Raw genomic sequence first — 14,108 nt, 5'->3', positions numbered from 1 at the left:
GCGGCCGGCCCCTGCCGCGACACCAACACCAGCGACCGCACCCCGTGCCCGGTGACGAGGCGCTCCGCCACCAACGCACCCAACGCGCCGGTGCCACCGGTCACCAGCACCGTGCCGTCCCGCACCACCCGCTCGGCACCGTCCGACGTCGGGTCGGTCGGGGCCGGAACGCCAGGCGTCGAGGCGGCGCGGACCAGGCGGGGCACGAACACCCGGCCGTCCCGTACCGCGAGTTGACCGCCGGTCGGGTCGGTGACCGCGTACGCGAGCACGGCGAGCGTCCGGTCGTCCGGATCGGCGTCGAGGTCGGCCAGCACGATCCGGCCGGGGTGTTCGGACTGCGCGGAGCGCAGCAGACCCCACACGGCGGCACCGGCCAGATCGGTCACCGGGTCGTCGTCGCCGACGGAGACCGCGCCCCGGGTGAGGACCACGAGCGGGGTGCCGGCGAGCGCGTCGGCGGCCAGCCAGGACCGCACGGTGCCGAGCACGTCGGTGGTGACCGCGCGCACCGCGTCCGGAGTCGGCAGGTCGGCGGCGGGCAGCGGCAGGACCAGGGCCGAGGGCGGCGAGTCCGCCTCGACCGCCGCGGCGACGCCCGGGTACGCCGGCAACCCGATGTCGGACCCGGCCGGGTCGGCACCGGTGCTGAGTACGGCCCAGCCGGACGGCGAGTCGGCCGGCGTGACGTCCTCGGGCTGCCAGTGGAGCGCGTACAGGGACCGGGCCGCGACGTTCGGGACGACCGTGCCGGTCAGCTCCCGCAGCGCCAGCGTGTCGATCGACACCACGGGCGCGCCGGCGGTGTCCGCGGCGACCAGGCGGACGGTGGTGCCGGTGCGGGTGAGCCGCACCCGCAGGGCGCGGGCCCCGGTGGCGTGCACCTGGAGGCCCTCGACGGTGAACGGCACGCGCGGGCCGTCGCCGGCGAGCAGCAGCCCGACCGGGTGCAGCGCGGCGTCCAGCAGCGCCGGGTGGACGCCGAACCGGGACGCCTCACCGGCCGCGTCGTCGCCGAGCGCGACCTCGGCGTACGCCTCGCCGTCGCCGGTCCAGAGCCGGCGCAGGCCCTGGAACACCGGCCCGTAGGTGAGGCCGTGTCCGGCCAGCGCCGGGTACCAGTCGGTGAGGTCCACCTCGGTCAGCCCGGCGGGCGGCCAGGCGTCGACGGTGGGTTCGACGGTGGACGCGGGTTCCAGCACGCCGTCGGCGTGCGCGGTCCACTCGACGTCGCCGTCGGGCTGGGAGTGGATGGCCACGGGACGGCCGCCGGTGGCGTCGGGGGCGCCGACGCTGACCTGCACCCGCACGCCGCCGGTCGCCGGCAGCACCAGCGGCGCGGTGAGCGTGAGGTCGCGTACCCGGGGGGTGCCGGCCTCGTCGCCGGCCCGGACGGCCAGTTCGGTGAGCGCGGTGCCGGGCACCAGGACGGCGCCGGCCACCACGTGGTCGGCGAGCCACGGGTGGGTGGCCGGCGACAGCCGGCCGGTCAGCACCACCAGGTCCGCGCCGGCCACGGTGACGGCGGCGCCGAGCAGCGGGTGGGCGGCGTCGCCGAGCCCGGCGCCGCTGACGTCGCCGCCGCGGGGGCGGCCGGTGGGCAGCCAGTAGCGCTGGTGCCGGAACGCGTACGTGGGCAGGTCGACGCGGGTCGCGCCGGTGCCGGCGAACCACTGCGGGAAGGAGACCGGGACGCCGTGCACGTGCAGGTCGGCCAGCGCGGCCAGCAGGGCGGCGGTCTCGTCGCGGTCCCGTCGTTGGGCGGCGACCGCGAGCGCGTCGGGCAGGATGTCGCCGGTCAGCGCCGTGAGCACGCTCTGCGGGCCGATCTCCAGGAACGTGTCCGCGCCGGCGTCGCGCAGCGCGGTGATCCCGTCGGCGTAGCGGACCGCCTCGCGGACGTGCCGCACCCAGTAGTCGGCGCGGGTCAGGTCGGCCGGGTCGGCGAGCGCGCCGGTCAGGTTGGACACCACCGGCAGCAGCGGCGCGGAGAAGCTCAACCCGTCGAGCACGGCCCGGAACTCGGCGAGCATCGGTTCCATCAGCGGGCTGTGGAACGCGTGCGACACGGTCAGCCGGCGGGTGCGGACGCCCCGTTCCCGCCAGCCGCGCTCGACCTCGTCCAGCGCGTCGAGCGGCCCGGACACCACCACCGACGACGGCCCGTTGACGGCGGCGACGCCCAGCTCGGGGGTGCCGTCGAGGGATGCCAGGACGTCCCGCTCCGGCGCGGCGACGGCCAGCATCCCGCCGCCGGCCGGCAGCGCCTGCATGAGCCGGCCCCGCGCGGCGACGAGCGCGCACGCGTCCGGCAGCGACAACACGCCGGCTACGTACGCGGCGGTGACCTCGCCGATCGAGTGCCCGCCGACGAAGTCCGGGGTGACGCCGAACGACTCGACGAGCCGGAACAGCGCCACCTCGACCGCGAACAGCCCGGCCTGGGTGAACCAGGTCTGGTCCAGCAGGTCACCGTCGTCGAACAGCACCGGCTTGAGCGGCTGCGGCAGCAGCGGGTCGAACTGCGCGCACACCTCGTCCAGCGCGGACGCGAACACACCGAACGCGTCGGACAGCTCGCGGCCCATGCCGGCGCGCTGCGCGCCCTGCCCGGAGAAGAGGATCGCGAGCCGGCCCCGGGTGGTAGCCGTACCGGTGTGCACGGTGCCGGCCGGCGTGCCGGCGGCGAGCGCGCGCAGCCCGGCGAGCAGGTCGTCGCGGTCGGTGGCGACTACGACGGCGCGGTGATCCAGGACGGCCCGGCCGGTGACCGACGACCAGCCGACGTCGACCGGCCGGACGGCGGTGTCGGCGGCCAGCCGGCGGGCCCAGCGGTCGGCCTGCGCGGCGAGCGCCTCCGGGTCGCGGGCGGAGAGCAGCACCGGCGCGGGTCGGCGCGGCGGCTCGGCGGCGACGGGGGCCGGCTCGGCCGGCGGCGCCTCGATGATGACGTGCGCGTTGGTGCCGCTCACCCCGAACGAGGAGACCGCGGCGCGGCGGGGCCGGTGCGACCGTGGCCAGGGCCGGGCCGCGGTGAGCAGGGAGACGTTGCCGGCGTCCCAGTCGATGTGCGGGGAGGGCGCGTCCACGTGCAGCGTGCGGGGCAGCACGCCGTGCCGCATCGCCATGATCATCTTGATGATGCCGGCCGCGCCGGCCGCGGCCTGGGTGTGGCCCAGGTTCGACTTGACCGAGCCCAGCCAGAGCGGTTCACCGGCCCGCTCCTGCCCGTACGTGGCGAGCAGCGCCTGCGCCTCGATCGGGTCACCCAGCGTGGTGCCGGTGCCGTGCGCCTCGACCGCGTCCACGTCGGCGGTGGTCAGCCGCGCGTTCGCCAGGGCCTGCCGGATGACGCGCTGCTGCGACGGGCCGTTCGGCGCGGTCAGGCCGTTGGACGCGCCGTCCTGGTTGACCGCGGTGCCGGACACCACGGCGAGGATGCGCCGCCCGTCGCGGCGGGCGTCGGCCAGGCGCTGCACCAGCAGCACGCCGACGCCCTCGGACCAGCCGGTGCCGTCCGCCGACGCGGCGAACGACTTGCAGCGGCCGTCGGCGGCGAGACCGCGCTGCCGGGAGAACTCGATGAACGTGCCCGGGTTGGCCATCACCGTCACGCCGCCGGCGAGCGCCAGGTCGCACTCCCCGGACCGCAGCGCCTGCACCGCCAGGTGCAGCGCGACGAGCGACGACGAGCAGGCGGTGTCCACGGTGACCGCCGGGCCCTCCAGCCCGAACGTGTAGGCCACCCGCCCGGAGACGACGCTGCCGGAGTTGCCGGTGCCGAGGTAGCCCTCCACGCCCTCCGGCAGCTCCCCCAACCCGGCGGCGTAGTCGTGGTACATCAGGCCGGCGAACACGCCGGTGCGCGAGCCGCGCAGCCGGGCCGGGTCGACCCCGGCGGACTCGAACGTCTCCCAGGACGCCTCCAGCAGCAGCCGCTGCTGCGGGTCCATGGCGAGCGCCTCACGCGGGCTGATGCCGAAGAAGCCCGGGTCGAAGTCGGCGGCGCCGGCGAGGAAGCCGCCCTCCCGGGCGTACGAGGTGCCCGGGTGGTCGGGATCGTCGTGGAACAGCGTGTCCAGGTCCCAGCCCCGGTCGGTGGGGAACGCGCCGATGCCGTCGCCGTCGGCGGCCAGCAGCTCCCACAGCGCCTCGGGGCTGTCGATGCCGCCCGGATAGCGGCAGGCCATGCCGACGATCGCGATCGGCTCGTCCACGCCGGTGACCGTTGCCGCGTCGGCGCGGGTCACGGCGGTGGCGCCGGTGAGCTGCTCGTGCACGTGCGCGGCGAGCGCGGCCGGGGTCGGGTAGTCGAAGACCAGCGTGGACGCCAGCCGCAGCCCGGTGGCGGCGTTGACCCGGTTGCGCAGGTCCACCGCGGTCAGCGAGTCGAAGCCCAGCTCCTGGAACGCCCGGTCGGCCGGCACCGCGTCCGCGCCGCCGTGGCCGAGCACCTGTGCGACCAGGCCCCGGACCAGCAGGCCCACCTCGGCGCGGGCCTCGTCGTCGGTGAGTCGGGCGAGCCGGTCGGCCCATCCGTCGGCCGCCGCGCCGGCCTGCCGCCGGGCGGGCGTGCCGGCCAGGGCACGCAACATCGGGGGTACACCGGCGGCGGCGCGCAGCGCCGGCAGGTCCAGCACGGCCGGCACGAGCGCGGCGGTGTCGGACGCGACGGCGGTGTCGAAGAGCGCGACGCCGACCGCCTCGGTGATCACGCCGAGCCCGGCGCGGGCCACCCGGGAACGGTCGGCGCTGTCGAGACCGGCGGCCATCCCGTCGGTGTCCCACATGCCCCAGGCCAGCGCGTGCGCCGGCCGGCCCTGGGCGCGGCGGTGGACCGCGAGCGCGTCGAGGTAGGCGTTCGCGGCGGCGTACGCGCCCTGGCCGGGGGAACCGAGCACCCCGGCGATCGACGAGTAGGTGACGAACAGGTCGAGGTCGAGACCGGCGGTGGCCTCGTGCAGGTGCCAGGCGGCGTCCACCTTGGGGGCGAGCACCCGGGCCAGCCGGTCGGCGTCGGTGCCGGTGATCACGGCGTCGTCGAGCACGCCGGCGGTGTGCACCACCCCGGCGAGCCGGCCGGCGCCGGTGAGGTCGGCGACCAGCCGGTCGACGGCAACGCGGTCGGTGAGGTCGCAGGCCAGCACCCGGACGTCAGCGCCGAGCGCGGTCAGCTCGGCGACCAGGTCGGCCGCGCCGTCGGCGTCGGGTCCGCGCCGGCTGACCAGGGCCAGCGAGTCGACGCCCCGGTCGGTGACGAGGTGCCGGGCGAGCAGCGCGCCGAGCGCGCCGGTGCCGCCGGTGACCAGGACGGTGCCGTCGTAGGTGGCCGGGGTGGTCGCGGGTGGGGCGTCGGCGCGTACCAGTCGGGGGGTGTGGGTGGTGTCGCCGCGGACCGCGAGCTGCGCCGCGGCCGGGTCAGCGGCGGCGGCCGCGAGCAGCGCCAGCACGCCGGCGTCGAGGTCGCGGTCCAGGTCGGCCAGGACGATCCGGCCGGGGTGCTCGGACTGGGCGGAGCGGACCAGGCCCCAGACGGCGGCGCCGGCCAGGTCGGCGGCGCTGTCGTCCGACGTCGCGGGCATCGCGTCGCGGGTGGTCACGACGAGCCGCGCGTCGGCGGTCGCGTCGGCGGTCAGCCAGTCGCGCAGCGCGACGAGCACGCCGGTGGCGGCGGCCCGGACCGCGGCCGGCGTCGGCCCGGCCGGCGGCACCGGCAGCAGCACCAGCGGGGGTACGCCGCCGGCGGCGACCAGCGCGGCCACGTCCGGGTAAGCGGCGGCGTCGGGCAGGGCGGGCAGCGGCGCGCCGAGCACCGCCGTGGCGGGCGGGGTGGCCGGGGTGAGCGGCTCGGCCGGCCAGGCGACCCGGAACAGCGAGCGGGCGGCGCGGGTGGCGGCCGGCGGCGTGACGCCGGTCAGCTCGCGCAGCACCAGCGCGTCGACGGTGACGACGGGCCGGTCGGTGGGGTCGACGGCGAGCAGCCGCACCGCCGTGCCGGCCCGGGTGAGCCGGACCCGCAGCGTCTGGGCGCCGACGGCGTGCACCTGGACGCCGGTGAACGCGAACGGCGCCTTCGGGCCGGTGGTGCCGTCGCCGGGCAGCAGCGCGGTGGGGTGCAGCGCGGCGTCGAGCAGCGCGGGGTGCACGCCGAACCCGCCGACCTGGTCGGTGCCGGCGGACGGCAGCGTCACCTCGGCGTAGACGGTGTCGTCGCCGGTCGTCCAGGCCCGTCGCAGGCCCTGGAACGCCGGCCCGTAGGTCATGCCGTGGCCGGCGAGCGCGTCGTACCAGCCGGTGAGGTCGGTCTCGACCGCGTGCGGCGGGGGCCACGCGCCGAGGCCGGCCCCCTCGGCGGGGGCGGCGGCGCTGAGCAGACCCTCGGCGTGCCGGATCCAGTCGCCGTCGGGGTCGTCGTCGGGCTGCGAGTGCACCGCGACGGTGCGCCAGCCGGCGTGGTCGCGGGGGCCGACCCGCACCTGTACGCGCACCCCGCCCCGGGCGGGGAGCACCAGCGGCGCGGCGACGGTCAGCTCGCGGACCCGGCAGGGGCCGAACTCCTCGCCGGCGCGCAGCACGAGTTCGACGAGCGCGGTGCCGGGGACGAGGACCGCGCCGGCGACCTCGTGGTCGGCGAGCCACGGCTGGGTCGACAGGGACAGCCGGCCGGTGAGCACGGCGGCGTCCTCGCCGGCCAGCCGGACGGCGGCGGTGAGCAGCGGGTGGCCGGCGGCGCCGAGACCGGCGCCGGTGACGTCGGCGGCGGGCCCGGCCGGGCGCAGCCAGTAGCGGTCGCCGCCGAACGCGTAGGTCGGCAGGTCGGCGGCGGTGGCCGGGGCGCCGGCGAACAGCGGGGTCCAGTCGACGTGCGCGCCGCCGGCGAAGAGTTCCGCCAGCGCGGTGAGCAGCGCGCGGGGCTCGGGCCGGTCGGCGCGCTGGGTGGCGACGGCCAGCCCGGCCGGGTCGTCGGCGGTGTCGCGGACCAGCGCGGTGAGGACGCTGCGCGGGCCGATCTCCAGGAACGTGTCCACCCCGGCGGCGCGCAGCGCGGTCACGCCGTCGGCGAACCGGACCGCCTCCCGCACGTGCCGCACCCAGTAGTCGGCGGTGGTGATCTCGGTCGGGTCGGCCAGCGCGCCGGTCAGGTTCGACACGACCGGCAGCAGCGGCGCGGCGAACGTCAACCCGTCGAGGACGGTGCGGAACTCGGCGAGCATCGGCTCCATGAGTGGACTGTGGAACGCGTGCGACACCGTCAACCGACGAACCCGCACACCCCGGTCCCGCCAGGTCCGCTCGATCTCGTCCAGCGCGTCGACCGGACCGGACACCACCGTCGACGACGGCCCGTTCACCGCCGCGATCCCCAGCGCGGGGTGCGCCTCGATCGACGCGGCCACCTCGGCCTCCGGCGCCGCAACCGCCAACATCCCACCGCCGACCGGCAACGCCTGCATCAGCCGGCCCCGCGCCGCCACCAGCGCACACGCGTCCGGCAGCGACAACACGCCCGCCACGTACGCGGCGGTGACCTCACCGATCGAGTGCCCACCCACGAAGTCCGGGCTCACGCCGAACGACTCGACCAGGCGGAACAACGCCACCTCGACCGCGAACAGCCCCGCCTGCGTGAACTGGGTCTGGTCCAGCAGATCACCGTCGCCGAACAGCACCGGCTTCAACGGCTCCGGCAGCAACGGATCGAGCTGCGCGCACACCTCGTCCAACGCGGCGGCGAACACACCGAACGCCTCGGACAACTCCCGACCCATGCCGGCACGCTGCGCGCCCTGCCCGGAGAACAGCACCGCGACCGGGCCCCGGTCGGTGGCGCGGCCGGTGACCAGGTTGTCGGCCGCCCCACCGGCGGCGAGCGCGCGCAGCCCGGCGGTCAACTCGTCCTGGTCGGCGGCAAGCAGCACCGCCCGGTGCTCCAGCGCGGTCCGCGCGGTCAGCGACGTGCGGCCCACGTCGGCCAGGTCGGGGCGGTCCGGCGCGGCGAACGCGTCGGCCCAGCGGGCCGCCTGCCGGGCCAGCCCGCCGTCACCGCGCGCCGACACCAGCACCGGCACCAGCGACGGCGGCGCGGGCCGGTCGGTCACCTCGGGCTCGACGGCGGGCGGCTGCTCGATGATGACGTGGGCGTTGGTGCCGCTGACGCCGAACGAGGAGACCGCCGCCCGGCGGGGCCGGTCCACCGCCGGCCACGGCCGGGCCTCGGTGAGCAGCTCCACCGCGCCGGCCGACCAGTCGACGTGCGGGGTCGGCGCGTCCACGTGCAGCGTGCGGGGCAGCACACCGTGGCGCAGCGCCTGCACCATCTTGATCACCCCGGCGACGCCGGCGGCGGCCTGGCTGTGCCCGATGTTCGACTTGATCGAGCCCAGCCACAGTGGCTCGCCGGCCCGCTCCTGCCCGTACGTGGCCAGCAGCGCCTGCGCCTCGATCGGGTCGCCGAGCGTGGTGGCGGTGCCGTGCGCCTCGACGGCGTCCACGTCGGCGGTGGTCAGCCCGGCGGCGGTGAGCGCGGCCCGGATGACGCGCTGCTGGGACGGCCCGTTCGGGGCGGTGAGGCCGTTGGACGCGCCGTCCTGGTTGACCGCGGAGCCCCGGACCACGGCGAGCACCCGGTGGCCGTTGCGGCGGGCGTCGGAGAGCCGCTCCACCACCAGCACACCCACGCCCTCGGACCAGCCGGTGCCGTCGGCGGCGGCGGCGAACGACCGGCAGCGGCCGTCGGCGGCCAGCCCGCCCTGGCGGGTGAACTCGACGAACGCGCCGGGGGTCACCAGCACGTTCACGCCGCCGGCCAGGGCCAGGTCGCATTCGCCCTGGCGCAGCGACTGCACGGCCAGGTGCAGCGCGACGAGCGACGACGAGCAGGCGGTGTCCACGGTGACCGCCGGGCCCTCCAGCCCGAACGTGTAGGCGACCCGGCCGGAGATGACGCTGTGCGCGCCGCCGGTGAGCCGGTAGCCGTCCAGGTCGCGGGTCTCGTCGCCGGCGCCGTAGCCGGACGGGGACGCGCCGACGAACACGCCGGTGGCGGTGCCGTGCAGCGAGTCCGGGTTGAGCGCCGCCTGCTCGAACGCCGCCCAGGTGGCCTCCAGCAGCAGCCGCTGCTGCGGGTCCATGGCGAGCGCCTCGCGCGGGCTGATGCCGAAGAAGTCCGGGTCGAACTCGGTGGCCCGGTCGATGAACCCGCCGTGGCGGGTGAACGAGCGGCCGGGGGCGTCCGGGTCGTCGGCGAAGAGCCGGTCGAGGTCCCAGTCCCGGTCGGTGCGGAACTCGGTGATGCCGTCGCGGCCCTCGGCGACCAGCTCCCACAGCCCGTCCGGGTCGGCGACACCGCCCGGGTAGCGGCAGCTCATGCCGACGATCGCGATCGGCTCGTCGGCGGTCACCGGGCCGGCGGGGACGTCGGCGGCGGCGTCGCCGGCTTCGGGCAGCCGCAGCAGCGTGGCGAGCTGACCGGCCAGCACGGCCGGGCTGGGGTAGTCGAAGATGACGGTGGTGGGCAGCGACAGGCCGGTGGCGGCGGTGAGCTGGTTACGCAGCTCCACCGCGGTCAGCGAGTCGAAGCCGAGGTCGCGGAACGCGCGCCGGGGGCGTACCGCGTCGCTGCCGGCGTGGCCGAGGACCGCGGCGGCGTGGTCGCGGACCAGGTCGGTGAGGCGGCGTTCCCGGTCGGCGCGGGGCAGGTCGAGCAGTTCCCGGCGCAGTCCGCCGGCCCGGTCGTCGACGTCGGCGGTGGCGGGCCGCTCGGTCAGCGCGTCCCGGGCCTCCGGGATGTCGGCGAGCAGCGGCCGGGGCCGGGCGGAGGCGTACGCGGGCGCGAACTGGGCCCAGTCCACGTCGGCCACGACCAGCGTGGTCTCGCCGTGCTCGACGGCCCGGCGCAGGGCCAGCAGCGCGGCGGCCGGCTGCATCGGGTTGAGGCCACGCCGGCTGAGCAGCCGCTGCGCCTCCTCGGTGGTGGCCATCCCGCCCTCGGCCCAGGCGCCCCAGGAGATCGAGGTCGCGGTCAGTCCCCGGGCGCGGCGCTGCTCGGCGAGCGCGTCCAGATAGGCGTTCGCGGCCGCGTACGCGCCCTGCCCGCCGCTGCCCCACACGCCGGAGATGGACGCGAACAGTACGAACGCGTCGAGCGGCCGGTCACCGAGCAGCTCGTCGAGGTACGCGGCGCCGGCGACCTTGCCGGCCATCACGTGGTCGAACACGTCCAGGTCGGTGTCGACGAGCGCGGTCAGCCGGGTGATGCCGGCGGCGTGCAGCACGGCGGTCAGCGGCGCGACGTCGTCCAGGCCGGCGACGAGCGCGGCGACCTGCTCCCGGTCGGCCAGGTCGCAGGCGACCACGCTGACCCGTACCCCGTCGGCGGTCAGCTCGTCGGCCAGCTCGCGGGCCCCGGCGGCGTCGAGCCCCCGGCGGCTGGTGAGCACCAGGTGCTCGGCGCCGTTGGCGGCCAGCCAGCGGGCGGCCTGGGCGCCGATCGCGCCGGTGCCGCCGGTGATCAGCACGGTGCCGCGCGGCTGCCAGCCGGCGAGTTGCCCGGCGGTGCGGGCGGTGGTGCGGGCCAGCCGGCGGACGAACGTGCCGTACGGGCGGACCGCGTACTGGTCCTCGTCACCGCCGCCGGTGAGGACGCGGGCCACCTCGGCCCAGGTCGCGGCGTCGGGCGCGGCGGGCAGGTCGAGCACACCGCCCCACTGCCGGGGGTGTTCCAGGCCGATCACCCGGGCCAGGCCCCAGAGCGCGGCCTGGGCGGCGCTGGTGACCGGCTCGGCCGGGCCGGTGCCCACGCCGCCCTGGGTGACGCACCACAGCGGGGCGGTGCGGCCGGCGTCCTGGGCGGCCTGCACCAGCCGGGTGGTGGCGACCAGACCGGTGGAGATGCCGGGGTGGCCCGGGTGGTCGGCGTCGGCGAGCCCGAGCAGCGACACGATCGCGGTCGGTTCGTCGGTGAGCGACGCGGCCAGCTCCGCGCGGGTGACGTGGACCGGGTCGACGGGCAGCGTGCGCAGCGTCGACCCGTCGGGCAGCGCGGCGGCGAGCGCGGCCAGCCAGGTGTCCGCCCGGTCGTCGCCGGCCGGCGACACCACCAGCAGGTCGGCGGCGGCCGGGGTGGCGACGGCGGTGGCCGGCTGCCACACCACCCGGTACGACCAGCCGTCCAGCACGGCCCGCTGGAGCCGGGCGCGACGCCAGGACGACAGCAGCGGCAGCGCCGGGGCGAGCACCTCCGGGTCGGCGTCGCCGGCGGTGAGCGCGGCAACGTCGGCGCGTTCCACGGCCGACCAGAACTCCACGTCGACGACGTCCGGGCCGACCGGACCGGCGGCGGTCGCCGCCATCCGCTCCGGCCAGTAGCGCCGCCGCTGGAACGCGTACGTGGGCAGGCCGGTGAGCACCGGCGCGGGAGCGAGGACCCGGGTCAGGTCCACCGGCAGGCCGTGCGCGTGGGCGTGAGCGATGCTGGTCAGCAGCCGCAGCCGGGCGTCGTCGCCGCGCCGCAGCGTGGACAGCGCGCGGCCGGTGGTGCCGGTGTCGTCCAGGATGGCCGCGACCGACATGGTGAGCACCGGGTGCGGGGACACCTCCACGAAGTCGGTGTGCCCGGCGTCGATCGCGGTCCGCACGGCGGTGTCGAACAGCACCGGCAGGCGCAGGTTGTCGGCCCAGTGGTCGGCGTCGAAGCGGGTGCCGTCGAGCCGGTCGCCGGTGACGGTGGAGATGATCGGCACGTCGCCGGGACGCGGCGTCAGGCCGGCCAGTTCGGTGCGGAGCCGGTCGGCGACCGGCGCCACGGCCGGCGAGTGCGAGGCGTAGTCGACGGCCACCGGCCGGGCCCGTACGCCGTCGGCGACCAGCGTGGCGATCAGGTCGGCGACGGCCTGCGACGGTCCGGCGACGGCGGTGGTGGCGGGGCCGTTGACCACCGAGACGGTGACGCCCTCGGGCAGCCGGGCGGCCAGCTCGGCGGCGGGCAGGTCGACGGCGGCCATGGTGCCGGTGCCGGCGACGTCGGCCAGCGCCCGCAGCCGCAGCGCCAGCACCCGGGCCGCGTCGGCGAGGGTGAGCGCGCCGGCCACGTGGGCGGCGACGATCTCGCCCTGGGAGTGGCCGATCACGGCGCGCGGACTCATCCCGGCGTGCCGCCACAGCCGGGCCAGCGCCACGCCGACCGCGAACAGCGCCGGCTGGGCGATCTCGGAGCGGGTCAGCCACGAGTCGTCGCCGCCGGTGAGCACGGCGACCACGTCGACGTCGAGCCAGCGGTCCAGTTCGGCCTGGCACTCGGCGAGCGCCTCGTCGAAGACCGGCGCGGCGCCGATCAGCTCGGCGGCCATGGCGACGTGCTGCGCGCCCTGGCCGGGGAACACCCAGACCGGGCCCTCCCCCGGCTCGCCGGCCTGGCCGGCGACGACGGTGGCGGCGGGGGTGCCGGCGGCGACCGCGTCCAGGCCGGCGAGGAGCTGCTCGGGGTCGGCGGCCACCACGGCGGCCCGGTGCTCGAACACCGACCGGGTGGTGGCCAGCGACCAGGCCAGCCGCGCCGGGTCGAGGTCGGCGTGCGCGCGGACGTGGCGGGCCAGTCGGGCGGCCTGCTCGCGCAGCGCGTCGGCGGACCGGGCGGAGAGCGGCCACACGGTGGCGGCGCCGGCGACCAGGGGCGGCCGGTCGGTGTCCGGCGCCGGGGTGGGCGTCGGGTCGGCCTGTTCCAGGATGACGTGGGCGTTGGTGCCGCTGATGCCGAACGAGGAGATCGCGGCGCGGCGCGGCCGGTCCACCGCCGGCCAGCTCCGGGCCTCGGTGAGCAGCTCCACCGCGCCGGCGGACCAGTCGATGTGCGGCGACGGCGTGTCGACGTGCAGCGTGGCGGGCAGCCGGCCGTGCCGGATGGCCTGCACCATCTTGATCACGCCGGCGACGCCGGCGGCGGACTGGCTGTGGCCCAGGTTCGACTTGATCGAGCCCAGCCAGAGCGGGTCGCGGCCGTCGCGGTCCTGCCCGTACGTGGCCAGCAGCGCCTGCGCCTCGATCGGGTCGCCGAGCGTGGTGCCGGTGCCGTGCGCCTCGACCGCGTCCACGTCGGCGGTGTCCAGCCGGGCGTTGCTGAGCGCCTGCCGGATGACCCGCTGCTGGGAGGGGCCGTTGGGGGCGGTGAGCCCGTTGGACGCGCCGTCCTGGTTGACGGCGCTGCCGCGCAGCACCGCGAGGACCGGGTGGCCGTTGCGGCGGGCGTCGGCGAGCCGTTCGACGAGCAGCAGGCCGACGCCCTCGGCCCAGCCGGTGCCGTCGGCGGCGGCGGCGAACGACTTGCACCGCCCGTCGGAGGCGAGGCCCCGCTGGCGGGAGAAGCCGACGAACGCGCTGGGGCTGGCCATCACCGTCACGCCGCCGGCGAGCGCCAGGTCGAACTCGCCGGCCCGCAGCGCCTGCGCGGCCAGGTGCAGCGCGACCAACGACGACGAGCAGGCGGTGTCCACGGTGACGGCGGGCCCTTCCAGGCCCAGCGCGTACGCGATCCGCCCGGAGACGACGCTGGTGACGGTGCCGGTGAGCAGGTAGCCCTCGTCGGCGTCGGTCGCGCCGCCGTCGGCGGCGACGCCGTATCCGTTGGCGGCGGTGCCGACGAACACGCCGACCTTCTGCCCGCGTACCGACGAGGGGGCGATGCCGGCGGTCTCGAACGCCTCCCACGACGTTTCCAGCAGCAGCCGCTGCTGCGGGTCCATGGCGAGCGCCTCACGCGGGCTGATGCCGAAGAACTCGGCGTCGAAGCCGGCCGCGTCGTAGAGGAAGCCGCCCTGCTGGGTGGTGGAGCGGCCGACCCGGTCGGCGGACGGGTCGTAGAGGTTGGCCAGGTCCCAGCCCCGGTCGGTGGGGAAACCGGCGATCGCGTCGCCGCCGGCGTCCACCAGCTCCCACAACTGCTCCGGGGTGGACACCCCGCCCGGGTAGCGGCAGGACATCGCGACGATCGCGATCGGTTCCCGGGCGGCGGCGGTGAGCTGCTGGTTGAGCTGCTTGAGCCGGCCGGTCTCCTTGAGGGAGGCCCGAAGCGCCTCGACGACCTTGTCTGCGGACGTGGACATCATCTACTCCGT

1 protein-coding gene (running past one end of the window) is annotated in these 14,108 nt (G+C 77.1%); it reads right to left on the bottom strand.

The window, feature by feature from the left end:
* On the bottom strand, positions 1-14,096 hold the 5' portion of the coding sequence (locus tag OG767_RS16100; RefSeq protein ID WP_405089289.1) for a type I polyketide synthase. It extends 15,466 nt beyond the left edge of the window; only the first 14,096 of its 29,562 coding nucleotides appear in the window; its start codon is at positions 14,094-14,096; its stop codon lies beyond the left edge, outside the window.
* Between the last annotated feature and the right edge of the window lie 12 nt (positions 14,097-14,108).

It is taken from the genome of Micromonospora sp. NBC_01392 (assembly GCF_045040125.1).
Classification (GTDB): Bacteria; Actinomycetota; Actinomycetes; order Mycobacteriales; family Micromonosporaceae; genus Micromonospora.
The sequence above is the reverse complement of the archived record's forward strand: the minus strand, read 5'-3'. Positions and strand labels throughout refer to the sequence as shown.